Below are 25,117 nucleotides of genomic sequence, written 5' to 3' on the forward strand. Positions count from 1 at the left end.
GCTGGATACGCGCCCCTCGGCCCCCACACTTGGAGCCCCGCCGGCGATTGAGGCGCGCGGGGTCGGGGACCGAGGCCCGCATGTGGAGCCCCGCCGGCGATTGAGGCGCGCGGGGTCGGGGACTGGGCCCCGTTTCGGGAAGGGGCGGGGTGGGGGAAAGGCCCCGCAGGGAAAGCCGGCCGCCGAAGACATCGACCTAAGGACCGCGTCATGCACCGCGCACTGATCGTCGTCGACGTACAGAACGACTTCTGCGAAGGCGGCAGCCTCGCCGTGGCGGGCGGCGCCGACGTCGCCGCCGCCGTCACCGAGCTGATCGGCCAGACCACGGCGGGCTACCGGCACGTCGTGGCCACCCGCGACCACCACGTCGACCCCGGCCCGCACTTCGCCCGGCCGCCCGCCGAGCCGGACTACGAGACGTCCTGGCCGGTGCACTGCGTCGCCGGCACCGAGGGCGTCGGGTTCCACCCGAACTTCGCGCCCGCCGTCGCCTCCGGCAGCATCGCCGCCGTCTTCGACAAGGGCGCCTACGCCGCCGCGTACAGCGGCTTCGAGGGCGCCGACGAGAACGGCACCGGCCTGGCCCAGTGGCTGCGCGACCGCGACGTCAGCGAGGTCGACGTCGTCGGGATCGCCACCGACCACTGCGTCCGGGCGACCGCCCTGGACGCCGTACGCGAGGGCTTCGCCACCCGTGTGCTGCTCGGCCTGACCGCCGGGGTGGCCCCGCACACCACCCGGCGGGCCCTGGAGGAGCTCCGGGAGGCCGGGGTGGAGCTGACCGGCACCCCGGTCGTGGCGGGCGGCTAGACGGGCGGCTGGACGAGGCGGCGGCACCGGGCGGCTGTGCGGCGGCCGGGCGGGCCCTACGCGCCCCGCAGGAGGGCGCGTATGGGGTGCCAGAGCTCCTCGACGTCGTCCGGGACCGTCCGCCACAGCAGGCCGTCCGGGTGGTGCAGCACCGCCGTGACCTCGTCGGGGGTCGGCGGCTGGGTGTTGCCCCGCAGGTAGACGGCCCGCATGCCGACGTTGCGCAGCCTGGTCAGGGCGCGGGCCCGGTTCGCGGCGTGCACGAGGACCCGGACCGGGCCGCCGTCCCCGGCCGGTCTGGGCAGGGTCAGGGCGACCACGACGGTCCCGCTCGGGAGCTTGGTGAAACCTCCGCCTGGCATGGTGCATCTCCCCCGTGAGATGGAAAGGGGTTCGCGGTGCCGACGCCGGCGGTCGTGCCGGTGTCAATAACGAACCTCGCCCCCGCATCTAAACGCGATCGGCCGCCGCCCGCTAGAGGGCGACGGCCGATCATGCTTTGACCTGCGGTTTTACCAATTACTTCGAGGAGGGGCCGACCTCGATGGTCATGACCTCGCCGTCGTAGGTCTCCTTCAGGATCTTGATCTTGGTGTTGGTGTCAGTGACCTTCACCGAACCGGTCGGGTTCTCGTCGTAGTAGTACTTACCCTTGCGGTCGTCGAAGACCAGGTTCGCCGGCTTCGGCTTCAGGAACAGCGACTCACCGTTCTTGTGGAGGGTGAACGCGTCCGTCTTGTACGCGCTGAAGGTCGCGTCGTACGGCTGGATCTTGTTGCGCAGCAGGGTGCCGTCCGCCCACTTCATGGGCTTGGCGTTCGCGTCGACCGGCAGGATCAGGCCCTGGCCGGGGTGGACGCTGGTGTTGTTGTCCTTCTGGGAGGTGTCCCACTGCCAGATCAGCAGGCCGTCCTGGTACGGGTAGTGCTCGACCCAGTCGGGACGGGTGTTGGCGAAGCCGAAGTTGTACGGGCCGACCTGGAGGGTCTTGTCGTACGAGACGTAGCGGCGGTTCTCCGCGATGTAGTACTGCGCGTACTCCTTGGTGAAGTCCGCGCCGATCCGGGAGAAGCCCTTGAGGGTCCAGCCGTTGTCGCCGGCCTCGGCACCGTCGGTGAGCAGCTGCGCACCGTCCGCCGTCAGGGTGATCGCGTCGGCGGTGAAGCCCTTGCCGCCCGCGCCGCCGTCCGTCTGGTAGCGGAAGCGGAGGTCGACCTTCTTGCCCGCGTAGGCGTCGAGGCCGAACTTCAGGTCCTGCCAGCCGCCCGAGACGTCGGTCAGCGACGGGGAGCCCGCGGCGTCGACCGGGATGGGCTGGCCGTTGGCGGTGCCGGCGAGGGCGGTCCAGGTGGCGCCGCCGTCCGTGGACACCTCGGTGTACAGGTAGTCGTAGTCCTTCTCGATGTCCCACCAGCCCTTGAGGGACAGGGACGCGGAGGACTTGCCGGTCAGGTCGACCGAGCGGGTCAGGGTGTTCTTGAGGTCGTCACCCATGCCGCTCCACCACTGGGTGGAACCCTCGGCGGGCGCGACGACCTCGGTCTTGACCTGCTTCTTGGGCAGCTCGACGACCAGCGCCTGCTTGTCCTTGGTGTTGAACTCGGCCACGCCCAGCTTGTGGGTGGACTTCGTCGCGGCCTTGGCCTTGTCGTAGTTCAGCCAGCCCAGCTGGAGCTTGTCCCAGGCGGTCATGTCGCCCGGCATGTCGCCTATGGAGTCCTTGCCCTCGCCGAGCCAGGAGCCCGCCGACATCAGGGACCAGAAGCCGACGCCGTTCTCGCCGCCACCGGAGGTGTCGTAGAGGTCCGGCAGACCGAGGTCGTGGCCGTACTCGTGGGCGAAGACACCGAGGCCGCCGTTCTCGGGCTGCATGGTGTAGTCGCCGACCCAGATGCCGGTGTTGCCGATCTGCGTGCCGCCGGCCTTGTTGTTCTCCGGGCCGGTCTTGCCCGCGCTGGTGCCGTAGGCGTACCAGCGGTGGGCCCAGAGGGCGTTGGTGCCCTCCTTGCCGCCACCGGCCGACTCGTCCTCGCCCGCGTGGACGATCTGGAAGTGGTCGATGTAGCCGTCGGACTCGTTGAAGTTGCCGTCGCCGTCGAAGTCGTAGCGGTCCCACTGGTCGTACTGGGACAGCTGCGCCTTGATCTGCTCGTCGGTCTTGCCGGCCTTCTTCTGCGCCTCGGTCCAGGCGGTGACGCCGTCACGGACGGTGTCCCACACGTTGGCGCAGTTGGAGCTGCCGCAGTAGTTCGAGCCGTAACGGGCCTCGTTGTACGGCACCTTGACCCAGTCGGAGACCTCGCCCTCGACCGAGTAACGGCCCGAGGAGGTCTTCTCGTAGTAGGTCTTCAGCGAGTGCTTGCCCTCACCGGTACCGAAGTACAGGTCCTGAAAGTAGTCGCGGCTGAAGTCGGCGCGCCAGGCGGTGCTGTTGTCCTTGGCGCGGTCCGGCTTCGGGATGGAGTTGCGCAGCGGGCCGGGCTCGCCGCCGTACTTGGGCACCGGCGGCTTGGGGCCGGGGCCGTCCGGGTCGTGCATGGTCGTGCTGTCGACCTGGTCGCCGAACTCGACGAGGATCGTGAAGATCTTGTCGGTCTTCTCGCGGCCGAGCTCGACGTACTTCTTGTCGTCGAGCTTGACGACCTTGGAGGCGCCGCGCTGCTCGACGTCCTTCTTGCCGGACAGCACCTGGTCCAGGGCGGCCTCGCGGGCCTGCTCCTGCTGCTTGCTGAACGGGCCCTGGAGGTCGTGGTCGACCTTCGTCTTCGCCGGGGCCGCCGGGTCCTGGCGGTCGACCGCCGGGGCACCCGGGCCGGAAACGGCCTGAGCCGTGGTGAAAGCGGCGGCGGTGGTGGCGCACGCGGCGAGCGCCACACCCACGGCCGCGGCGCGCAGGGCGCGCCGCCTCACGGAATTGCTGGTCACTTGATGTGTTCCCCTCCCGCGGCCGCATGGACTGTCGGAACTTCTCCATAGGAGTGGGGGGTTCCGCGCGGCGCGCGTCTCAAGTGACGACATTTGACCGGACAGGCTCAAGAAAAGACAGACCTTGACTTGACCAGGTCAACTGCACTATGCGGTCAGTCAGTTCCGCTATCCGGACGTTCCCCAGCCATATGGGGCGAACGGCGCGTCCACACCCCCGCGGGGCGTGCGCGATGCCCCTGTGCGCCCCCCTTGCTCCCCGGCACCGTGGGTCAGGTCACGCTTACTGGCGGTTCCCCCCGGGAATCCCCCGTCGTAGAGTCTCTTGACAGCGCGACCGAGTTGAGCCGACTCCCCTCCCCGCCTCCGAGGACGGAAATCGCCATGCCGCGACCGACTGCCGCACAGCTCGCCTACGGGACCGCCACCGTCGTCGTGTCGACCATCGCCATGCTGCTGCTCTCGCAGACGCGTACGGGGCTCGGCGTCGCGGTCATCGCCGCGGCCGCCCTCGCGCTCGGCCTGCTCGTGGCGCTCACTGTACCCATGCCGAAGCGACGCGGCGCCGGGCGTGCCGCGGCAGCCGCTTCCGCCGCCGCCCCGCAGGCGGCACCCGCACCTGCGGCCGCCCGGGTGCCGGAGCCCCGGGCGGCCGCAGCCGAACATCCCGTCCACCACTGAGTACTGACAGCGGGTCGTACCCGTGGGGCGCGCCTCAGGTCGTGGTGACCACCACCGTCTTGGCGACCTTGTCGTGCAGCGCCTGCCGGTAGGGCTTGTCGACCAGCATCGAAATGATGAGCGCGATCGGCCACAGGCAGAAGCAGCAGATCAGGGTCGGCAGCCACAGCACGGCGGCGCGGGCGAGCGCGGCACCGGAGGGCGGGACGCTGCCGTCGTTGAGCATCGCCACGCGCAGGCCCAGCGCCTTCTTGCCGAGGGTCTGGCCGCTCTTCTGGGTGAAGAACCAGTCGTAGCCGACGAACGCGATGATCCCGATCAGGGTCCAGATCAGCCCGGTGCCGCTGTACGACCTGCTGATGATCTCGGTGACGTCGTCGCCCTGGTCGGTCTCGACCGTGTACCGGCGGTTGTTGAACGGCAGCTGGATGAGGAAGAGCGGGATCGCCACGATCAGCACGTCCAGCACGCGGGCGGCCAGCCGCTTGCCGAAGTCCGCGAGCGGGGGCATGCCCGCGAGCGGGTCCGGCATGCCGTACCCGCCGGGGCCGCCGCCTCCGTACGGGCCACCGGGCGGCGGGGGCGAGGGAGGCGGGTACCCCCCGCCCCCGCCGGCGCCGCCGCCGTACGGGCCGCCGGGCGGCGGAGTGCCTTCCGGGGGCGGCGGTGAGCCGTACGGCGAACCGCCCGACGGAGGCGTCGGTTCCTGGGGCTTCTTGAGGAACGGGTCGTCCTCGGGTCGCTCGCCCGGCGGCGGCTGATCGGTACTCATGGCCCGAGTCGAACCCGGGTGTCCGCACCCCGCAACGGGAGAGCCGCCGTCCGGGCGACCCGTTGCGCTCAGCGGGCGACGAAGGTGCCCGCCGCCTTGTCGTGCCAGGCCTGCCGCCAGGGCCGGTCGACCAGCGCCCACAGGGCTCCGGGCAGACCGAGCAGCGCGTACACCAGCCAGCGCCGCAGCGCCGCCCCGAAGGTGGGCGGCCGCCGGGTCGCGGCGCCCAGGACCCGGATCCCGCACAGCTTCTTGCCGGGCGTACGGCCCCACTTGGCCGTCGGTACGGCTTCGTAGAACACCCCGAAGAGCAGCAGCGCGCCCAGGACGATCCCGACGTAGCCGGCGGTGGTGGCGTCGAGCAGCCAGACGGTGACCGGCTGCCCGCTCCCCAGCGCGGCGGCCGCGTCGACCTTGGCCTGGAGGTGGGCGGTCACGTCGGGGGCGAAGGGCAGGGCGACGGCCGTGCCGACGGCGGCGAAGACGAGGCCGTCGAGGGTACGGGCGAGCAGCCGGCGCCCGAACCCGGCGGGCCGGGGGTCGGGCTTCGCCATCCGCTCGAAGACCTCGCGGGTGGCGGCGGCGCCGCGGACGGGGCCGTCGGCGGCGGCGCCGTCGGTCCGCCGGTCCGGTTCCCGGCCCGGGGCACGCTCGGGCTCGGGCGCGGTCCTGGCCGAGGGCGCGGTCCTGGCCGCGGTCTCCGGCGCCGTGCTCGGCGTCGGCGCGGGCACCGGGTTCGGCGCCGGGGCCGGGTCGGGAGCGGGCGCCGGGCGCGGGGCGTGCTCGGCGGTGTACCGCGCGGGGGCCGGGCGCAGGGGCTCCGGTGCGGGTTCGCGTACGGGTTCGCGTACGGGTTCCCGTACGGATTCACGGACGGATTCACGGACGGATTCACGGACGGGCTCGTACGCGGGTTCCCGTACGGGCGGGGCGGGTGCCGGTGCGGCGGCGGCCGGGCGTACGGGCTCCGGGTCGGGGCGGGGTGCGGGCCGGACCCGGGGCTCGGGCTCGGGCGCCGGTACCGGGCGCAGCGGCCGGGGGGACGGCGGGTGCGGCGCGGCCTCCTCCTCGGCGCGCCCGGCCTCGGGCCAGACCGGGGCCGGCGGGGCGGCCTGGGCGGCGACGGCGGCACTGCGGCGCAGCGAGACGCCCGCCGGGGCCGGGGCGGCCGCGGCGGCCCGGGACGGGACCGGCACGTCGGGGTCGCCCCAGGAGACCCTGCGGTCGTGGGGGCCGCCGAAGCCGGCCTGGTGGAGGGGATCCGCCTGCCACGGGGAGGGGGCCGGTGCCGGGATCGGGGACGGGACCGGGACCGGGGACGGCCGGGGGTCGGCCAGGACCTCCGACAGCGAGGTGTCGTCGAGGAAGACCGGTCCGGTCTCGTCGGCCGGGGCGGCCGGGCGGCTCGTACCGGGCACCCAGGCCCCGCCGTTCCAGTACCGGACGTACCCGGGGATGGACGGGTCGGGGTAGTAGCCCTCGCGGGCCGCGTGCTCGCCGTCACCAGGGGAGGCCGTCAATGTCCCCAACTCCGATCGTGGCTTGAGGCTTGTGCAGGGCAGGACCATAGCCAAGAACCCCGCCCCGGCAGGCCGGGTAACGGGAGAATCCAGGCCTTCGGGGGAACGGGAGCCCGAAGGCCTTTTTCGGTCAGCCGACAGAATCCGGCCAGTTTTCGGAAAACCTCGCGAAGTCGCGTCACAACCGGGCGTCCCGGCGCTCTCACGGGTGTGGGGCCCGGACCGGGCCGCGCGCACCGCACCGAGCCGAACTGAACCGAAGCGAGGCACCCCATGCACCACTCCCCCGTCATCGAGCGCGAGCTGGAGCTCAAGCTGGTCCTGTCCCCCGAGCGCAGCGTCGCCGTCCCCGCCCGGCTGAGCTACCGCGCCGACGACCCGTACGCCGTGCACATCACCTTCCACACCGGGTCCAGCACCCCCGTCAACTGGACCTTCGCCCGTGAGCTGCTGGTCGAGGGGGTGTTCCGGCCGTGCGGGCACGGGGACGTGCGGATCTGGCCCACCAAGGTCGACCACAGGGCGGTGCTGTGCATGGCGCTCAGCTCCCCCGACGGCGACGCCCTGCTGGAGGCCCCGGCCGCCTCGGTGTCGGCGTGGCTGGAGCGGACCCTGCGCGTGGTGCCGCCGGGGGACGAGGCCGCCCTGCTGGGCCTGGACGACGCCCTGGCGGAGCTGCTGACCCCGACCCCGGCGGACGAGCTGTGGCTGCGCGACCCGTGGCCCTCGGACGACTCCGGGGAGGGCGACGCATGAACACCGTCACGACGACGCGGGAGCGGGAGCCGGGGCGCCGCCGTCAGAACAGCTTGCCGGGGTTGAGCAGTCCCAGCGGGTCGAAGGCCTCCTTGACCTTGCGCTGGAGCTCCAGTCCGACCGGGCCCAGCTCACGGGCCAGCCACTCCTTCTTCAGTACACCGACCCCGTGCTCGCCGGTGATGGTGCCGCCCAGCTCCAGGCCGAGCGCCATGATCGCGTCGAAGGAGGCGCGGGCCCGGGCGGCCTCGTCGGCGTCGGCCGGGTCGAAGCAGACCACCGGATGGGTGTTGCCGTCGCCGGCGTGGGCGCAGACGCCGATGGTGAGGTCGTACCGGCCGGCGATGGCGCTGGTGCCGTCGAGCATCTCGGCGAGCCGGGAGCGCGGCACGCACACGTCGTCGATCATGGTGGCCGGGCGCAGTGCCTCCAGGGCGGTCAGGGACATCCGGCGGGCCTGGAGCAGCAGTTCGGATTCCGCCTCGTCCTCGGCGGGGACGACGGCGGTGGCCCCGGCCGCCGTGCACAGCGCGCCCACGGCGGCGAGGTCGTCGGGCGCGTGCGGGGTGTCGAAGGCGGCGAGCAGCAGCGCCTCGGTGCTCTCGGGCAGCCCGATGCGGCCCAGCGCGTTGACGGCGCGGACGGTCGTGCGGTCCATCAGCTCCAGCAGGGAGGGGGTGAACCCGGCCTCCATGACCGCGCAGACGGCGGCGCAGGCGGCCGCGGCCGAGGGGAACTCGGCGGCGAGCGCGAGCTGCCGGGGCGGGGCCGGGCGCAGGGCGAGCACGGCCTGGACGACGATGCCGAGGCTGCCCTCGGAGCCGACGAAGAGCCGGGTGAGGTCGTATCCGGCGACACCCTTGGCGGTGCGGCGGCCGGTGCGCAGCAGCCGCCCGTCGGCGAGGACCACGTCGAGGCCGAGGACGTACTCGGCGGTGACGCCGTATTTGACACAGCACAGACCGCCCGAGGCGGTGCCGATATTGCCGCCGATGGTGCACTGCTCCCAGCTGGAGGGGTCGGGCGGGTAGTACAGGCCCTGGGCGGCGACGGCCCGGGAGAGGACGGCGTTGACGACGCCCGGTTCGACCACGGCGGTCCGGTCGACGGTGTTGATCTCCAGGATGCGGTCCATCGCGAGCAGGGAGAGCACGATGCATCCGTCGGAGGCGTTGGCGGCGCCGGACAGCCCGGTACGGGCGCCCTGGGGGACGACCGGGACGCCCAGGGCGGTGGCGGTGCGCATGACGTGCTGGACCTGCTCGACCGTACGGGGCATGACGACGGCGGCCGGGGTGCCGGCGGCGCAGAAGCTGGCCATGTCGGTGGCGTAGGAGGCGGTCACCTGCGGATCGGTGTGCAGGGCCGCGTCGGGCAGACCCGTCCGGAGGGCGGTGTGGAGCCTGGCGTGGAGATCGTCCTTGGGATCCATGAGGTCAGCGTGGCACTCGGGGCCATCGGTGTGAACCGTGCCGCGACCCTCTTCGGACACCGCCGCGCGCTCTTCATATTGACGCACAGTGAGCGCATGGACATGGACGAGGATTCGCACCCGGCGCCGCCCGTGACCTTCACCGGCCGCAAGACGCTCGTGGCGGCTGCGGTCGCCGTGGTCCTGATCGCCGGCGCGCTGCTGATCCGGCCGGCCCGGCAGGACGACGACGCGCGCCCGCCCGGGCCGAGCCAGCGGGCCGCGGCGGCGGTGGGGATGGGCTCGCCGGTGGCCGCGATGGAACTGACGGCCCTGGTCACCGACCGCGAGGCGTGGCTGAAGAAGCACGCGGACGACGACGCGTCGTGGGCGGTGCTGGGATCGGCGTACCTGGAGCAGGCCCGGCGGACGGCGGACTCGGCCTGGTACCCGAAGGCGGAGCGGGCGCTGAAGAAGTCGCTGGAGCTGCGGCCGGCGGAGAAGGACAACTTCGACGCGATGACGGGCATGGGCACGCTGGCCAACGCCCGGCGGGACTACGGGACCGCCAAGAAGTGGGGCGAGCTGGTCCGGGCGCAGGCGCCGAAGCACTGGACGGCGTACCCGGTGCTGGTGGACGCGTACAGCGGGCTCGGCGACTACAAGGCCGCCGACAGGGCGCTGGAGCGGCTGCTCGAACTGCGGCCGGGGCTGACGGCGTACGCGCGGGCCTCGGCCGTCTACCGCGACCACGGCTGGCGCGAGGACGCGGTGCTGTCGATGGAGCACGGCGCGGGCGCGGCGAAGACGCCGGCGGAGAAGGGGTACGCGCTGTACCGGCTGGGCGAACTGGCGTGGGAGCGCGGGGAGCCGTCGGAGGCGCTGCGCCAGTTCGAGGGCGCGCTGCGCGCCGACCCGGGCTCGGGCGCGGCGCTGGGCGGCCGGGCGCGGGTGCTGGCCGCGCTGGGGCGGGACGGGGAGGCCGTACGGGACTACCGGATGGCGCTGGGGCGGGCGGCGGTGCCGGCACTGGCGCTGGAACTGGGCGAACTGCTGGAGGCGCGCGGGCGGACGGACGAGGCGAAGGATCCGTACGCGAAGCTCGGCGGGCTGGTGGCGCGGGGGACCGCGCACGGGGTGAACGAGTCGGTGGTGCTGGGCCTGTACGAGGCGGACCACGGGGACGCGACGGCGGCGGTGACCCGGCTGACGGCGGAGTGGGCGCGGCACAAGAGCGTGCAGGTGGCGGACGCGCTGGGATGGGCGCTGCACCGGGCGGGGGACGACGAGGAGGCGCTGGAGTACGCGAAGAAGGCGACCGATCTGGGGCTGCGGAGCGCGGAGTTCTCCTACCACCGGGCGCAGATCGAGCGGTCGCTCGGGGACGCGGGGGCTGCGCGGCGGCACTTCGAGGAGGCGCTGCGGACGAACCCGCGGTTCTCGCCGCTGCGTGCCCCGTTGGCGAAGCAGGCCCTGGCCGCCCTGGGCAACCCGCCCCCGGGCGGCCCGGAGAACGTCCGCCCCCGGGGCCGGTGGGTCCAACCGGAGGTGACGGTGGTCCCCAAGTCCGCGCCGTAGCCCTTCCGGTGCCCGGCGGGCGCAGAACACACCAACCGTACGGGGGCTCCGCCCCCACTCCCCCGCGCCTCAAACGCCGGCGGGGCTGGACTGGGGGCCGGCGGCGCTGGAGGGCTGCCCGGCGAGCCCGGTTTCGGGGGCTCCGCCCCCACACCCCCGCGCCTCAAACGCCGGCGGGGCTGGAGTGGGGCCTGGCGGCGCTGGAGGATGCCCGGTGGGGCTGGGGTGGCAATTCCAGCCTGCGCGGCGTTTGAGCGCACGGGCGCGGAGCGCCCGTTTCCGGCTCGGGGCGAAGCCTCGGTATGCCTAGGCAGCCCCGCCGGCGCTTGAGGCGCGGGGGCCGGGCGCCCGGGGTCCGGTCCGGGCCGGGGGTGGGTTGCCCTGGCCCGGAACCCGGAATTACAGGTTGCCGCGCTTGTCCTGCTCCCGCTCGATCGCCTCGAACAGCGCCTTGAAGTTGCCCTTGCCGAAGCCCATCGACCCGTGCCGCTCGATGATCTCGAAGAAGACCGTCGGCCGGTCCTGCACCGGCTTGGTGAAGATCTGCAGAAGGTAACCGTCCTCGTCACGGTCCGCCAGGATCTTCAGCTCGCGCAGCTCGTCGATCGGGACCCGGGTGTCGCCGACCCACTCGCCCAGGGTGTCGTAGTAGGTGTCCGGCACCGTGAGGAACTGCACGCCCGCCGCCCGCATGGACCGCACCGTCGCGACGATGTCGTTCGAGGCGAGCGCGATGTGCTGGACGCCCGGGCCGCCGTAGAACTCCAGGTACTCGTCGATCTGCGACTTCTTCTTCGCGATCGCCGGCTCGTTGATCGGGAACTTGACCTTCTTCGTCCCGTCCGCGACCACCTTCGACATCAGCGCCGAGTACTCGGTCGCGATGTCGTCGCCCACGAACTCCTTCATGTTCGTGAAGCCCATGACCTTGTTGTAGAAGCCGACCCACTCGTCCATCCGGCCGAGCTCGACGTTGCCGACGCAGTGGTCGATCGCCTGGAAGGTCCGCTTGGCGGGCGCGGCCACCATCGGCTCGGCGGCCACGAAGCCGGGCAGGTACGGGCCGGTGTACGCCGACCGCTCCACCAGGGTGTGGCGGGTCTGGCCGTACGTCGCGATCGCCGCGAGGACGACCGTGCCGTGCTCGTCGCTCACCTCGTGCGGCTCCTCCAGACCCCGCGCCCCCTGCTCGACCGCGTAGGCGTACGCCGCCCGCGCGTCCGGCACCTCGATGGCCAGGTCGATGACGCCGTCGCCGTGCTCCGTGACGTGCTCCGCCAGGAAGCGGCCGTGGTCGGTCGTCGCCTTGATGACCGAGGTCATCACGAAGCGCGCCGAGCCGTTGGTGAGGACGTAGCTCGCCGTCTCGCGGCTGCCGGTCTCCGGTCCGGAGTAGGCGACGAGCTTCATGCCGAAGGCGGTCGAGTAGTAGTGGGCGGCCTGCTTGGCGTTGCCCACGGCGAACACGACCGCGTCCATGCCCTTCACCGGGAAGGGGTCGGCCTCACGCGCGGTGTCGGGGGTGTGATGCAGGGTCTCAGTCATGAGCGCAGAGTCCCGCCGAACCACAAGCTGCGCAATAGTTTCCATTTTGCCTGGACAAGATGTACAGCTCGGTCCCAGCATGGCTGGAGTATCTGTGCAGTATGACCAGCGAAGGGCTCCTCATGGGCATCGACAATCTCGATGGCAGGCTCATCGTTCTTCTGGCCCGTGAGCCCCGGATCGGCGTCCTGGAGGCCTCCCGCCGGCTCGGGGTCGCGCGCGGCACGGTCCAGGCCCGGCTGGACCGGCTCCAGTCGAACGGGGTCATCCGCGGCTTCGGCCCGCAGGTGGACCCGACGGCGCTGGGCTACCCGGTGACCGCCTTCGCCACGCTGGAGATCAAGCAGGGGCAGGGTGCGGACGTACGGGCGCACCTGGCCGGGGTCCCGGAGGTGCTGGAGCTGCACACCACGACGGGGCACGGGGACATGCTGTGCCGGCTGGTCGCCCGCTCGAACGCCGACCTGCAGCGCGTGATCGACCGGGTCGTGGGGTTCGAGGGCATCGTGCGGGCGTCGACCGCGATCGTGATGGAGAACCCCGTACCCCTGCGGATCATCCCGCTGGTCGAGCAGGCGGCCGAGGACGACTGAGCCGGCCGCCGGGCACCGCGTGCAAAAAAGGCGTTGCATAGGAGTCTTTGCAACTCTACCGTCGCGTCCGTGCCCGACAGAGAGCTCAACATCCGCACGCTCGACGCCCGTTCACTGCGCGGCCTCGCGCACCCGCTGCGCATCCGGCTGCTGAGCGCGCTGCGGCACCACGGACCGGCGACCGCCTCCCGCCTCGCCGAGCGGCTCGGCGAGTCCAGCGGCGCCACCAGCTACCACCTGCGCCAGCTCGCCGCGCACGGCTTCGTCGTGGACGCCCCCGAGCGCGGCAAGGGGCGCGAGCGCTGGTGGCGGGCCGCCCACGACGGCACGCTCTTCGACGAGAACCTGATCCACGACCCGGACCCGGCCGTGCGCGGCGCCGCCGACGTCTTCCTCCAGCAGGTCGCCTCGATCCACGCCCAGGAGCTGAACCGCTGGCTGGGCGGCGCACAGCACTGGCCGCTCGCGTGGCGGCGCGGCTCGGACCTCAGCGACTTCACGCTGCGGCTCGGCCCCGAGCAGGCGCTGGACCTCATCCACCAGCTGCACGCCGTGATCGACAGCTTCCGTGACCGGGTCCCCGACGGCGTCCCCGACGGGGACGCCCCGGGCGCCGAGGGCGTCGAGTCGGTGCGGGTGCAGGTCCACGTCTTCCCGCGCGCCGACAGGTAGCGGCGCGCGCCGCCCCCGCCACCCCCCGCCGCCCCCGCCGCCCTCTCCGCCTCCCGAAGGAGTTCTGCATGCACGCCATCAGCACCGCCGGGACAGCCGGTCCCGGCCCGGTGCGCCGCCGGGGCCCGCTGGCCGCCGTACTGGCCGCCAACACCGTGTCCATCGCGGGGAGTTCGCTCACCCTCATCGGCGTCCCCTGGTTCGTCCTCCAGACCACCGGCAGCGCCGGCCGGGCGGGCGTGGTCGCCTTCTGCGCCACGCTTCCCGTCGTCGTCGCGGCCCTGATCGGCGGGCCCGTGATCGACCGGCTCGGCCGCCGCCGGGTCTCGGTGGCCTCCGACGCCGTCTGCGGTGTCGCGGTGGGTGCGATCCCGCTGCTGCACTACGCCGGGCTGCTGCAGTTCTGGATGCTCTGCGCGCTCATGGCGGTCGGCGGGCTGGTCCACACGCCGGGCCTGACCGCCCGCTACGTCCTCTTCCCCCACCTCGCCGAGGAGGCGGGCACGACCCTCGGGCGGGCCGCCGGTCTCTACGACGCCGTCTCGCGCGGCGCCCGCATGATCGGGGCGGCCGTGGCCGGCCTGCTCATCGCCGTGCTCGGCGCCGAGGCGGTGCTGCTGCTGGACGCGGCGACCTTCGCCGTCTCGGCGGCGCTCGTCGCCTTCGGGGTGCGGGGTGTGGCGGCGGCCGAGCCGCAGAAGGCGGCCGGGAAGATCACCCTGGCCGGGTACCGGGCCGAACTGGGCGAGGGCTGGGCGTTCCTGGCCCGCAGCCGGATGCTGCTGGGCATCACCTTCATGGTCATGATGACCAACGGCATGGACCAGGGCTGGAGTTCGGTGCTGCTCCCGGTGCACGGCCGGGACGAGCTGGGCGGGGCTGCGGCCGTGGGGCTGCTGATCTCGCTGTTCGGCGGGTTCGCGCTGCTGGGCGCCCTGCTGTACGGGGCGTACGGCGAACGCCTGCCGCGCCGGACGGTGTTCGCGGTCGCCTTCCTCATCTCGGGGGCCCCGCGCTACCTGATGGCCGCGCTGACCGACACCACGCTGCCGCTCGCGGTGACGATGGCCCTGGCGGGGCTCACGGCGGGCATTCTCAACCCGGTCCTGACGACGGTCATGTACGAGCGGATCCCCGACGCGCTGCGCAGCCGGGTCGCCGGGGTGACCACGGCCGGGTGCGAGCTGACGATGCCGCTGGGCGGGCTCGCGGCGGGCCTGCTGGTGGAGGGCTTCGGGCTGACGTCGGCGCTGCTGCTGTTCGGCGGTCTCTACCTGCTGACCACGCTCTCGCCGCTGGTCTTCCCGGCCTGGCGGGAGATGGACCGGCGGCCGGCCGCCGCCGTCAGCAGGACGGAACCTCTCCCCCACGGTTCAGCGCGCGAAGAGAGTTCACCGCGTCCGACAGCGAAGTGACGGGGATCAGCCGCAGGCCCTTGGGCAGGTCGGCGCGGGCGTCGGAGCACTCCGCCGCCGGTACGAGGAACACCGTCGCGCCGTCCCGGCGGGCGGCCTGGGTCTTCAGCGCCACGCCGCCCACCGCGCCGACCTCGCCGTCGGCGCCGATGGTGCCCGTACCGGCGATGCTGCGCCCGCCGGTGAGGTCTCCGCCGCTGCCGTCGCCGTCGAGCTTGTCGACGATGCCGAGGGAGAACAGCAGGCCGGCGCTGGGGCCGCCGACGCCAGCGAGGTTGAGGTCGACCTTCACGTCGTCCGGGTTCTTGTGGAGGAAGCCGAGGGCCGCCTTGGCGGCGGTCGTCTGCGAGGAGGTCATTTCCTCCAGATTGTGCTTCTCGATCTCCTCGTCGCTTCCGCCCGTCGGGTAGACGGCCTCCTTGGGCATGACGGCCCGGTCGGTGCGGAACCACATCCGGGCCAGCTCCATGAGGTTGGTGTTGTCGGAGGGGCCGGTGGCGCTGATGGTGGTCATGCGCAGCTGGCCGGAGGTCTCGCGGGTCGGCGCGCCGCTGACGCTGATGACGGGCTTGCCGTCCTCGGAGCCGAGCACGTCGGCCGTCGGCCCGGGCAGTGCGATGGCGAAGGGCAGCGGCGCGAAGACCGCTACGGCGAGCAGGGCGGCCAGGGGCGCCGCGCAGATGGCCAGGGCGGCGGGACGCGGCAGACGTGAGAGGCGAGTGAGCACCCGGCCAATCTAACCGCCCACCGCGACGGGACCGGGAGCGGCGGTCCGCGCGTGCGGACGTACGGAGCGGTGGCCGCCGGGCCCACCGCGGGCCGGACCGCCCGAAGCCCGGGGGCCGCCCGGCCGCGGCCGACACCGGGCGGGGGCCGAGGGCCGGGCGGGGGCCGAGGGCCGGGCGGGGGCCGAGGGCCGGGCTCGTGCGCGGCCACCGGGCACGAATGGTGGCGCCCGTTCCCCCTACCGTCGGGCTGCAAACGTCGATTTTCGGTCAGCGGAGGGCGTCGGCCACCTCGCGGGCCGCGTCGACCACGCGGGGGCCGACCCGTTCGGGCACGGCGTCGGCGAGCATGACCACGCCGACGCTGCCCTCCAGGCCCGTGATGCCCACCAGGGGCGCGGCGGCGCCGCTGGCGCCCGCCTCCAGCTCGCCGTGGGTCAGCGTGTAGCCCGGCTCGGTCAGCGAGCCCTGACGGGCGGCCAGGATGGCCCGGCCGGCGGCCCCGCGGTCCAGCGGGTGCCGGAACCCGGCCCGGTAGGCCACGTGGTAGTCGGTCCAGGTCGGCTCGACGACGGCCACGGCCAGCGCCTCCGTACCGTCGACGAGGGTCAGGTGCGCGGTGGCCCCGATGTCCTCGGCGAGCGAGCGGAGCGCGGGCAGCGCGGCCTCCCGTACGAGCGGATGGACCTGGCGGCCCAGCCGCAGCACGCCGAGGCCGACCCGGGCGCGGCCGCCGAGGTCGCGGCGGACCAGGGCGTGCTGCTCCAGCGTGGCCAGCAGCCGGTAGACGACCGTGCGGTTGACGCCGAGTCGGTTGGACAACTCGGTGACCGTCAGCCCGTGGTCGGTGTCGGCAAGCAGTTTGAGGACCCTGAGCCCTCGGTCGAGAGTCTGGGAGGTCTCCGCGGTCACGACGCCTCTCCCTCTGTGGTGAGCGGCGGGTGACTCTCACGGGCGGAGCGTGCCGGTCCCTTTCGGCGACGCACGGAGAGGCCGCCGGTAAGGCCATGGCACCGGCTGCGCTCCCGCGGCGGCTCTGCCACGGGGCGTTCGATGCGGGGACAGTAGCGAGCGGGTCCGCTGAGCGGAAGGGCTCGTCCAGAATCCGGGCGCCGTCAACCGTTATGCGCGGGTACGCGACCGCGTCCACGGCCGTTCATGGCGACTTCGGGTCCATGCCGGGCCGTACCTACGCACCGCCCGCGCCCCGCGCCACCTTCGTCCGTTTCTCCCGGAATGACTGTTGGTATTGCGTTCAACTTGTGATCCGCCGTGGCCGAAAACCGCTTTACCTGCCGATTACCCTGATCCTGTTCAAAAAGTGAGTGGGTGGTCCGGAGCAGCGTGCCCGGCGCCCCTGTAGGGGGAGCAGCAACAGATGAAGCTCAAGCACGTGGCCCTCGCGGCCGCTGCCGCCGTCGCCGGTCCGACGGTCCTGATGGCCTCGCCGGCCATGGCCCAGGAGAACCCGGCCGTCATCGTCCCGGACGCCGAGCCGAAGGGCGACGGCTCGCCCGCCGCGGCCCCGGAGACCAAGACCGAGACCCCGGCGGCGCAGACCCCGGCGGCCGAGACCCCGGCCAAGGACGGCGCCGCCGTCACCCCGCCGGTGCCGGCGCAGCCCGCCGTGCAGCCCCCGGCGGTCCCGGCCCCGCCCGTCGCGGAGAAGCCGCAGACGCCGGCGCCCGCGGCCAAGGCCGACGAGGAGCTCGACCTCGACCTCGACGAGGAGTTCGTCGCCAACGGCCCGAAGGTCACGCTGAGCGGCGTGCCGTCCAGCTTCACCGCGGGCGGCGACTGGAAGACGTTCACCCTGCACGTGGACAACTCCGCCGGTGGCGACCTGGAGGACTACGCCCTGGGTCTGAACCTCATCGCCACGGACACCCTGAAGATGAACGCCGACCAGATCCACCTGGAGGCGTACGTCGAGGGCGACGGCGGGTACTTCGACTGGTACCCGGTCGAGGCCTACGGCTCCGAGGAGGCCTACGGCCTCTTCATCGGCAACGGCCCCATCGCCAAGAAGGACAGCGTCGACATCAAGCTGCGCCTGAAGTTCTCCAAGGGCACCCCGGCCACCGGCATCGGCCTGCACACGGTCGGCTTCAGCCTGACCGAGGGCGAGGAGATCTGGTCGGACAGCGTCATGTACCGCTCGAAGATCGTCACCGGTGGTGGCGGCACGGGCGGCAACACCGGCAACACCGGTAATACGGGCAACACCGGCGGCGGCAACACCACCAAGCCCAACGGTGGCACCACCACCACGCCGATCGTCGCCCCCAACACCGGCACCGGCACCGGCACCACCGCGACCGGCGGCGGCCAGCTCGCCGAGACCGGCTCCGACGCCGCCACCAGCTGGGCCCTCGGCGCCTCCGGCGTGGCCCTGGCCATGGGCGCGGCCCTCGTCGCCGGCACCGGCCGCCGTCGCCGCCCCACCGCGTGACGTGTGACGCGTGAGCGCGTAGCGCCGTAGCCCCCCGGCTCCGGCGCACACACGCCGACGGGGTCCGTGCGAACCTCCGCACGGACCCCGTCGTACCTTCCGCAGGACGACGCGGGCTACCGCATCCGCGTCGCCCACTCCTGAACCTTCTTGATCCGCTCCCGCAGCTGCCCCGCCGTCGCCTCCGCGCTCGGCGGCCCGCCGCACACCCGGCGCAGCTCGGTGTGGATCACCCCGTGCGGCTTGCCGCTCTGGTGGACGTACGCGCCGACCATCGTGTTCAGCGACTTCCGCAGCTCCAGCAGCTCCTTGTGGGAGACCACCGGCCGCCGCTCCGCCGGCAGCTCCAGCAGGTCCGCCGCCGCGTCCGGCTTGCGGCGGCTGTGCGCGATCTGCCGCGACTGCCGCTTCTGCAGCAGCAGCTGCACCTGGTCCGGCTCCAGCAGACCGGGGATCCCGAGGTAGTCCTGCTCCTCCTCGCTGCCCGGGTGCGCCTGCATGCCGAACTCGGCGCCGTCGTAGAGGACCCGGTCGAAGACGGCGTCGGACTCCAGCGCCTCGAAGGACATCTGCTCGTCCTCGCCGGTGTCCTCGTCCTCCTGCCGGTTCGCCTCCTCCATCTCCTTCTCGGACTCGGCGTACGGGTCCTCCTCGCCCTGCTTCTTCGGCCGGTCGAGGACGTGGTCGCGCTCGACCTCCATCTCGTTGGCGAAGCCGAGCAGGTAGGGGATCGTCGGAAGGAACACGGACGCGGTCTCGCCGCGCCTGCGTGAACGTACGAAACGCCCGACCGCCTGAGCGAAGAACAGCGGCGTCGAGATGGTCGTGGCGTAGACGCCGACCGCGAGGCGCGGTACGTCGACGCCCTCGGACACCATCCGGACCGCGACCATCCAGCGTTCGTCGTTCCCGCTGAAGGTGTCGATGTTCTTCGAGGCGCCGGTGTCGTCGGAGAGGACGAGGGTGGCCTTGGTGCCGGTGATCTCCCGGATCAGCTTGGCGTAGGCGCGCGCCGAGTCCTGGTCGGAGGCGATGACGAGGCCGCCCGCGTCCGGGATGCCCTTCCTGACCTCCGTCAGCCGCTGGTCGGCGGCGCGCAGCACGTTCGGCATCCAGTCGCCGCGCGGGTCCAGCGCCGTACGCCAGGCCTGCGAGATGGCGTCCTTGGTCATGGGCTCGCCGAGCCGGGCGGCGATCTCGTCGCCGGCCTTCGTGCGCCAGCGCATGTTGCCGCTGTACGACAGGAAGATCACCGGCCGGACGACGCCGTCGCCGAGCGCGTTGCCGTACCCGTAGGTGTAGTCGGCGGAGGAGCGCCGGATCCCGTCGTTGCCCTCCTCGTACGTGACGAAGGGGATGGGGTTGGTGTCCGACCGGAAGGGGGTTCCGGTCAGGGCCAGCCGGCGCGTCGCCGGGTCGAAGGCCTCCAGGCACGCCTCGCCCCAGGACTTCGAGTCACCGGCGTGGTGGATCTCGTCGAGGATGACGAGGGTCTTGCGCTGTTCGCAGCGATTGCGGTGCAGCATCGGCCGTACGCCCACGCCGGCGTAAGTGACGGCGACGCCGTGGTACTCCTTGCTCAGCGGCCCGGCCGAGTACTCGGGATCGAGCCGGATGCCTATCCGGGCCGCGGCCTCGGCCCACTGCTTCTTCAGGTGCTCGGTGGGGGCGACGACCGTCACCTGCTGCACCACGTGGTGGTGCAGCAGCCAGGAGGCGAGGGTCAGCGCGAAGGTGGTCTTTCCGGCGCCGGGGGTGGCGACCGCGAGGAAGTCCCGCGGCTGGGTCTGGACGTACTTGTCCAGCGCTCCCTGCTGCCAGGCACGCAGCTTGCTGGCCGTGCCCCACGGGGCACGGCCGGGGAAGGCGGGTGAGAGGTGGTGGGAGGCGGTAGTAGTCACGGTCTCCGGTTCGGGCTCTCGGCGTATCTGGTACGCGCAGGCTGTTGCGGTCGTACGTAGGACAACCGGGCCACCCTACCGGTGCGGGCCCGCCCCGGTGGGCGGGACAGGCCCGTGACCTCGGGGGGTGCGGCGAGGGTCACACGGCGGCGTGCGGGGTGGCGTGCAGGGCGCGCAGCCGGGCGGCGATCCGCGGGAGATCGGCCTCGGCGCCGGAGGCCACGTCGATGACCAGGTCGTACGCCACGTCCTGGTCGGCGTCGGCCAGATCGGCCCCGTTGACGGCGAGGAAGGTGACGGCCGCGAGCCAGGCGGTGCGCTTGTTGCCGTCCACCAGTGGGTGGTTGGTGGCGAGGGCGTGCAGCAGCGCGGCCGCCTGCTCGTACAGGTCCTCGTACGCGGACGTGCCGAGCATGCGCGCCCGGGGCCGGTGGACGGCCGACTCCAGCAGCCCCGGGGCGCGCAGCTCGACCGTCTGGTCCCGGGCGAGGCAGGCGTACGCGGCGAGGTCGGTGACCTCGGCGAGCGTCAGGTGGCGCACCTGCTCGGGGGCCTGCCGCGCCGCCCGGTCGCGGGCGCTCATGCGCCGAGCCGCTTCAGCAGGGCGGCGTGCCGCAGGGCCAGCCGCTGGGCGTGCCGCCCCACGCTCTGCCGGTCGGCGGTCAGCCGCTCGCGTACGGCGTCCAGCGCCAGCTCCTCGGGCGTGCGCCCGGTGGCGTCGGCGAGGTCGTCGAGCGCGGTGCGCTCGGCCGGGGACAGGGTCAGGATGAACTCGTTCACCCGGCGACGGTACCGCCCGGAGCCGGGCCGATCAGCCGGTTTTCCCGGACGCGGCCGGCTTCGCGTGGAGGCGGGTGGCGACCCACGCGCCGACCAGGGCGACCGCCGCCATCGGCAGGAACACGGCGACGAACGCACCCGGGTGGGAGGCGGTCGCGGCGCCCTCGGTGAGCGTGTGCGCCGCCCCCACCGCGCCGCCGCCGAGCGCGGCGAACGCCGCCCCGCCGCCGGCCAGCAGCACGACGTTGGCGAGGGCGTCGGAGATCTGCAGGGCGGCGGAGTTCGTGCCCGCCTCCTCCGGCGGCGACAGCTTCAGCAGCAGCACGCTCGTCGAGCCGATCACCAGGCCCATGCCGAAGCAGCCCACGGCCCAGACCGCGGCCGTCGTCCACACCGGTACGGCGTCGACGAGCACGGCGGGCGCGCCCGCGACGGCGAGGGCCACCATGATCATCCCGAGCACCATCAGCCGCTCGCGGTAGGGCTGCACGCGCCCCTTGGACTGCACCCAGGAGCCCAGCGCCCACGTCACCCCGCCCAGCGCCAGCGAGAACCCGGCCAGGGTCGGGCTCAGCCCGCGCTGGGTGACCAGCATCAGCGGGACGAAGCTCTCGGCCGCGATGAACGAACCGGCCGCGACCCCGCGCAGCAGCACCACCGAGGGCAGCCCGCGCCGCGCCCGGTAGGTGCCGCGCGGCAGCAGTCCCCGCACCGCCGGCACCAGCAGCGCGACGCCCACGGCACCGGGCAGGAGCGAGTGCCACCGCAGGTCCTGGGCGGCGTACTGGAGCAGGGCCGCACCCAGCGCGATCCCCAGCGCCAGCCGGATCCGCCGCCGGTCGAACGGCACGGGCGGCGCACCCGGGTCCACGGGGCCGGACGCGGTCCGGCGGATCGCGGGGAGCGCGACGGCCAGCGGTACGACGACCAGGACCGGGATGGCGAGGAAGACCCAGCGCCAGCCGAGGTGCTCGGTGACGGTTCCGGAGGCGAGCGGTCCGACGATGGACGGCACCAGCCAGCCCGCGGCGAACGCCGCCATGATCGCGGGGCGCAGCCGTTCGTCGTAGGCGCGGCTGACGACGACGTACAGGGCGACGATCACGAGGCCGCCGCCGAAGCCCTGGACGGCGCGGCCGATCAGGAACACCCACATGGCGCCGGCCGTCCCGGCCAGCACCAGGCCGGCCGCGAAGGAGGCGATGCCGACGGTCAGGGGGCGCAGCGGGCCGCTGCGGTCGGACCACTGGCCCGAGAGGACCATGGCGAAGAGGCTGGTGGTGAAGTAGGAGGAGAACGCGAACGCGTACAGCCCGACCCCGTCCAGCTCGTGCGCGGCGACCGGCATGGCGGTGCCGACGGCGATGGCCTCGAAGGCGATGAGGAAGACGACGGAGATGATCCCGATGCTGAGCGTCCGGTGCGCGGGCCCCAGGATCCCGCCCCGCGGCGGTGCCGGCGGGGCGGGATCGGATATGTGCGGGGCTGCGGGGTCCAGGGAGGCGCTCATCGCCCCAGCGTAAGGTCCGTGACGGCTTCTGGCCCCTGTCCAGCGGACGGATTTCCCCTCGGTCGCGGGACGTAGGTCCGGGGCCGGGTCGCCACCGCTCCGGCTGCCGCTGACCACAGCCCGGCAGCCGCCCGACACCCCGGCCCACCCCCTGCGCGATTCCGGTCACGGCCTCCGGCCTGGGCCACCCGGGTGACGCACCGGGCGACCTTCGGGTCTCTGCGTCACGGGGCGCAGTGGAGCTCCTTGCTGGCGAAGGCCTGGAAGTCCTTCATCAGCTGGGTGTTCCGTGCCCTTGCGTCATTGCGGTCCGACACGGTGTAGCTGATGTCGAGCTCGAGCTCGAAAGCCTCCGTCGGGGTCCGGCAGGTGTAGAGGAGCAGCGCACCGGAGTCGAATACCAGGCCCTTGCGCCCGAAGTCGAGCTTGTCGGGATGCAGCGGATCGGTGGACTGCCAGAATGCGTCACTACCCAGCGGCTTGCGCCAAGCCGACGCAGTCAACAGGATCGCCCCGTCCATCCCGACCCGACACGTGACCTGCTTCAGATCGGCGGGCAAGGAGAACGTGTCCCTGGACTCATCAGTGATCTTCTTTCCACTGCCCAGCAGGGGCACCACCGCCTTGCCTTCGAAGGCCCCCCAGCACAGCCTCTCCGGCGCCTCTGGAACAGCGGCCTTCTCCTTCTCGCCTGAACAGCCGGCCAGCAGGGCTCCGACCGCCAGCAGGGCGGCAACAGCCCGCGTGGACTTCACGGCCGACCCTTCGAGCTGGCCACGAGGCTGCGGCCGACCGAATGGGCTGTCGACGACTCCGCGGACGCCACACCGGTCAGAATGTCGATCTCCTGCTGGGACAATCCCGAACCAGCCGCAGAGTTGCGCACCGCGCTCTCCGCCGCCTGGCTAGTTCTCTTGTCTGCCTTGGAGTACATGTCCGCGACATCCTTCTCGGTGTTGGCCGTTTTCTCCTTGCCTTCCTCCTTGGCCTTGTCGACGAAGTGCTCGGTGACATCCTCCTGGACCCACTCCACCACGTCGCCCGCGATGGGCACCAGTTCGAGGTACTTACCGCCGGCAGCCGTGATACCGCGGTTGATCCACTTGGCGCCGTCCTCGACGCCCTTCACGTACTCCTCGTTCTTGTGGGCGGTCTCGGCATGCATGTTCTGGGCGCGGGCCTCCGTCATCATGCCTGCAATCTGCCCACCCGGTGTGACGGCGTTGGTTATGGAGCTGCCCAGAAGATTGTGCCCGTCTCGGTGCTGGATGGCGTCGTTGACCAGGACCGCCGTGAACGCCTGGTTGGCATTGGTGATCACGCCGTATGCCTCTGGATCCTGACCGACCGCGCCGAGGAAGCGGGCCACGCTCGCCTCATCGAACTCCGCCATCACGCCATTGGCCTTGATCTGCTTCCCGCCGTTCTCGGCGATCGCCTGGAAGTCCGCGATGTACTCCGCCGTCATGTTGCCGAAGTGACCCGCCAGCGCCCCGAGCTTCGGCTTCTCGCCCTTCTTCTCCGGATCCGCCGCTACCAGGCCCGGGTCGTCGCCCACCTTCTCGACGACCCGTTCCATGACATCCGTCATCTCCTTGGTGTGCGGCACCGGCTTGGCGTCCTCTTCGCCCGGGATGGCACGGCCGGTGACCGCCGCCTCCAGCGCGTTGCCCACGGCCTGCTGGGCCGGCAGCGCACCGCCGCCCGGGTGTCCGACCGCCAGGTCGAAGCTGCCGGCCCACGACTCCTTGTCCAGCATGTAGTCGACCATGCCCTGCATCTTGCCGTGCTGGCCCTCGACCACCTTGTCGGCCGTCGTGACGATCCCGTCGCGGTTGCTGTCCTGCCGCACCGGCTCGTTGAAGAACGCCGTCGCCGCCTCCGGGTTCTGGGACATCGCGTCCATCAGCCCGGTCAGCGGGTAGTACCCCCGGCTGCCGTCCTTGCCCTGGCTGAGCACCGTCTTGGGGTCGATCGGCGCGTTGTGCTCCCAGATCTTCGGGTTCTGGCGGTCCATCGCCACCATGTCCCGCCCGACCGACGTCAGGAACTCCTTGTCGTACTTCCCCTCGTGCAGCAGCGCGCCCAGCGCCTGGTAGCCGTACACCGGCGACACCCGGCCCACGTCCATCGGCTTGCGGCCAGCCTTCATCAGCTCGGTCGTCCAGGCCGCGTCCAGGTGGTTCGGCACGTTCTTCTGCGTCGCCAGACCCAGCATCGCGCCCATGTCGCTCTGGATGTTGCCGACCATCGCCAGCCGGTCCTTGCCCGGCTCACCCAGCGAGGAGGCGTCGATCGACATCCGGGCGTACGCCTCCAGCGCGCCCTCGGGACCCATGGTGCGGTAGAAGGCGGTCGAGAACTCCGGGTCCGTGCGGTTGTCGTCGAGCAGGTCCTCCAGCTCGCGCAGCTCCTCCACGTTGCGCGCCGTACCGCCCGGGTCCTTGCTGATGGTCTTCATCAGCTGCGCCGCCCGGTCGGCCTGCTCCCCGTCCAGGGAGGTGTACTTCGGCGCGGTGAAGTTGTGGTCGTCGGTGACGTTGGCGCGCAGCGCGCGGGCCAACGATTCGTCGGCGTCCTGGCAGTCCTCGACCAGCCGGTCGATCTTCGCCTGCCAGGCCTTGCGGTTCTCCTCCTGCTTGCGCAGGACCTCCGGGTAGTCCGGGTCGTGCCGGGCGGCGTACGCGGTCTTGGGGTCCATCGGGATCGCCGAGACCTTGCCGGCCTCGTCCACGCGGAACCCGGCCGCCGGAGCCTCCTCGTCGACGACCTTCTTCAGCTGGTCCCGGGCGAACTTGATCGTCGTGTGCCCGTCCGACAGCAGCTGGTGGATGCCCTTGGCCTCCTTGGCGGCGTCCTCGAACTCCTTCGCCGTCTTGTGCACGAACGGCTTGGTGACGTCGGCGTTCACGCCGGACCAGTCCGCCTTGTCGGCGCGCGCCTTCATCCCCGTACGGGCCGACTCGGCCAGTTCGTCGAGCTTCTTGACCATCGCGCCCCAGTCCGTGACCGCGGTGTTCAGCTGGTCCAGGGGCGCCTTCATCACGTTCTCGAACGTCAGCATGCGC

General features: G+C 72.3%; 22 protein-coding genes. 8 read left to right on the forward strand and 14 right to left on the reverse strand.

The genetic code is table 11. From position 1 onward, the window contains the following. Positions 1-210: 210 nt before the first annotated feature. A complete protein-coding gene (locus ACIPXB_RS18010; protein ID WP_401450608.1) occupies positions 211-813 on the forward strand; it encodes an isochorismatase family protein in 603 nt (200 codons plus the stop codon). 56 nt (positions 814-869) lie between these two features. Here ACIPXB_RS18010 and ACIPXB_RS18015 read toward each other — a convergent pair whose 3' ends face one another. Both ACIPXB_RS18015 and ACIPXB_RS18020 read right to left on the reverse strand, forming a co-directional pair. Beyond that, a complete protein-coding gene (locus tag ACIPXB_RS18015; RefSeq protein WP_401450610.1) occupies positions 870-1,175 on the reverse strand; it encodes a hypothetical protein in 306 nt (101 codons plus the stop codon). Between the two features lie 157 nt (positions 1,176-1,332). Next, positions 1,333-3,738, reverse strand: a complete 2,406-nt coding sequence (locus tag ACIPXB_RS18020; protein ID WP_401450613.1) for an immune inhibitor A domain-containing protein — start codon at positions 3,736-3,738, stop codon at positions 1,333-1,335. A 384-nt stretch (positions 3,739-4,122) separates the two neighbouring features. Here ACIPXB_RS18020 and ACIPXB_RS18025 point away from each other — a divergent pair, with 384 nt between their 5' ends. After that, on the forward strand, positions 4,123-4,419 hold the full coding sequence (locus tag ACIPXB_RS18025; RefSeq protein ID WP_401450615.1) for a hypothetical protein: 297 nt from the start codon (positions 4,123-4,125) through the stop codon (positions 4,417-4,419). A 34-nt stretch (positions 4,420-4,453) separates the two neighbouring features. Here ACIPXB_RS18025 and ACIPXB_RS18030 read toward each other — a convergent pair whose 3' ends face one another. Continuing rightward, complete coding sequence (locus tag ACIPXB_RS18030; RefSeq protein ID WP_401450618.1) at positions 4,454-5,191, reverse strand: RDD family protein; 738 nt, start codon at positions 5,189-5,191, stop codon at positions 4,454-4,456. A 68-nt stretch (positions 5,192-5,259) separates the two neighbouring features. Further along, positions 5,260-6,711 (reverse strand): RDD family protein, encoded by a 1,452-nt coding sequence (locus ACIPXB_RS18035; RefSeq protein ID WP_401450621.1) that lies wholly within the window; start codon positions 6,709-6,711, stop codon positions 5,260-5,262. Between the two features lie 273 nt (positions 6,712-6,984). On the opposite strand from ACIPXB_RS18035, the gene ACIPXB_RS18040 reads away from it, so the two are divergent. After that, positions 6,985-7,467, forward strand: a complete 483-nt coding sequence (locus ACIPXB_RS18040; RefSeq protein ID WP_401450624.1) for an SsgA family sporulation/cell division regulator — start codon at positions 6,985-6,987, stop codon at positions 7,465-7,467. 43 nt (positions 7,468-7,510) lie between these two features. Here the strand turns inward: ACIPXB_RS18040 and ACIPXB_RS18045 are convergent, their stop codons facing one another. Further along, positions 7,511-8,899 carry an FAD-binding oxidoreductase gene (locus tag ACIPXB_RS18045; protein WP_401450627.1) on the reverse strand — a complete coding sequence of 463 codons (1,389 nt, stop codon included), beginning with the start codon at positions 8,897-8,899 and terminating at the stop codon, positions 7,511-7,513. On the opposite strand from ACIPXB_RS18045, the gene ACIPXB_RS18050 reads away from it, so the two are divergent. Continuing rightward, positions 8,876-10,456: a tetratricopeptide repeat protein gene (locus ACIPXB_RS18050; protein ID WP_401450630.1), complete on the forward strand. Its 1,581-nt coding sequence runs from the start codon at positions 8,876-8,878 to the stop codon at positions 10,454-10,456. The genes ACIPXB_RS18045 and ACIPXB_RS18050 overlap by 24 nt on opposite strands. A 399-nt stretch (positions 10,457-10,855) precedes the next feature. On the opposite strand, the gene hppD is transcribed toward ACIPXB_RS18050, so the two are convergent. Then, positions 10,856-12,001 (reverse strand): 4-hydroxyphenylpyruvate dioxygenase, encoded by a 1,146-nt coding sequence (hppD, locus tag ACIPXB_RS18055; RefSeq protein WP_401450632.1) that lies wholly within the window; start codon positions 11,999-12,001, stop codon positions 10,856-10,858. Positions 12,002-12,123: 122 nt separating this feature from the next. Between hppD and ACIPXB_RS18060 the strand changes: the two genes are divergently transcribed. From ACIPXB_RS18060 to ACIPXB_RS18070, 3 genes are all read left to right on the forward strand, one after another. Then, positions 12,124-12,594 (forward strand): Lrp/AsnC family transcriptional regulator, encoded by a 471-nt coding sequence (locus ACIPXB_RS18060; RefSeq protein ID WP_401450807.1) that lies wholly within the window; start codon positions 12,124-12,126, stop codon positions 12,592-12,594. A 69-nt stretch (positions 12,595-12,663) separates the two neighbouring features. Then, positions 12,664-13,266 (forward strand): ArsR/SmtB family transcription factor, encoded by a 603-nt coding sequence (locus tag ACIPXB_RS18065; protein WP_401450634.1) that lies wholly within the window; start codon positions 12,664-12,666, stop codon positions 13,264-13,266. A gap of 68 nt (positions 13,267-13,334) precedes the next feature. Next, entirely contained in the window at positions 13,335-14,681 is a 1,347-nt protein-coding gene (locus ACIPXB_RS18070; protein WP_401450637.1) for an MFS transporter, read from the forward strand. On the opposite strand, the gene ACIPXB_RS18075 is transcribed toward ACIPXB_RS18070, so the two are convergent. Further along, complete coding sequence (locus tag ACIPXB_RS18075; protein ID WP_401450640.1) at positions 14,611-15,408, reverse strand: PDZ domain-containing protein; 798 nt, start codon at positions 15,406-15,408, stop codon at positions 14,611-14,613. The two genes, ACIPXB_RS18070 and ACIPXB_RS18075, sit on opposite strands and share 71 nt — an antisense overlap. A gap of 268 nt (positions 15,409-15,676) precedes the next feature. Further along, positions 15,677-16,318, reverse strand: coding sequence for an IclR family transcriptional regulator (locus ACIPXB_RS18080; protein WP_190182650.1), 642 nt, complete (start codon positions 16,316-16,318; stop codon positions 15,677-15,679). Positions 16,319-16,784: 466 nt separating this feature from the next. On the opposite strand from ACIPXB_RS18080, the gene ACIPXB_RS18085 reads away from it, so the two are divergent. Continuing rightward, positions 16,785-17,858: a hypothetical protein gene (locus tag ACIPXB_RS18085; RefSeq protein ID WP_401450643.1), complete on the forward strand. Its 1,074-nt coding sequence runs from the start codon at positions 16,785-16,787 to the stop codon at positions 17,856-17,858. 116 nt (positions 17,859-17,974) lie between these two features. Here ACIPXB_RS18085 and ACIPXB_RS18090 read toward each other — a convergent pair whose 3' ends face one another. The 6 genes from ACIPXB_RS18090 to ACIPXB_RS18115 all read right to left on the reverse strand — a co-directional run bounded on the left by ACIPXB_RS18090 (position 17,975) and on the right by ACIPXB_RS18115 (position 25,113). After that, positions 17,975-19,759 carry a DEAD/DEAH box helicase gene (locus tag ACIPXB_RS18090; RefSeq protein ID WP_401450645.1) on the reverse strand — a complete coding sequence of 595 codons (1,785 nt, stop codon included), beginning with the start codon at positions 19,757-19,759 and terminating at the stop codon, positions 17,975-17,977. A 139-nt stretch (positions 19,760-19,898) separates the two neighbouring features. Beyond that, on the reverse strand, positions 19,899-20,342 hold the full coding sequence (locus ACIPXB_RS18095; RefSeq protein ID WP_401450647.1) for a type II toxin-antitoxin system death-on-curing family toxin: 444 nt from the start codon (positions 20,340-20,342) through the stop codon (positions 19,899-19,901). Beyond that, the gene (locus ACIPXB_RS18100; protein WP_401450650.1) at positions 20,339-20,539 is read right to left on the reverse strand and encodes a hypothetical protein; all 201 of its coding nucleotides are present in this window, start codon (positions 20,537-20,539) and stop codon (positions 20,339-20,341) included. The genes ACIPXB_RS18095 and ACIPXB_RS18100 overlap by 4 nt, the downstream gene beginning before the upstream one ends. A gap of 31 nt (positions 20,540-20,570) precedes the next feature. Further along, a complete protein-coding gene (locus ACIPXB_RS18105; protein WP_401450652.1) occupies positions 20,571-22,049 on the reverse strand; it encodes an MFS transporter in 1,479 nt (492 codons plus the stop codon). 224 nt (positions 22,050-22,273) lie between these two features. After that, positions 22,274-22,804 carry a hypothetical protein gene (locus tag ACIPXB_RS18110; RefSeq protein ID WP_401450654.1) on the reverse strand — a complete coding sequence of 177 codons (531 nt, stop codon included), beginning with the start codon at positions 22,802-22,804 and terminating at the stop codon, positions 22,274-22,276. Then, positions 22,801-25,113, reverse strand: coding sequence for a DUF6571 family protein (locus ACIPXB_RS18115; protein WP_401450656.1), 2,313 nt, complete (start codon positions 25,111-25,113; stop codon positions 22,801-22,803). The genes ACIPXB_RS18110 and ACIPXB_RS18115 overlap by 4 nt, the downstream gene beginning before the upstream one ends. Positions 25,114-25,117 lie beyond the last annotated feature (4 nt).

It is taken from the genome of Streptomyces sp. NPDC090022, assembly GCF_044748145.1.
Taxonomy (GTDB): domain Bacteria; phylum Actinomycetota; class Actinomycetes; order Streptomycetales; family Streptomycetaceae; genus Streptomyces.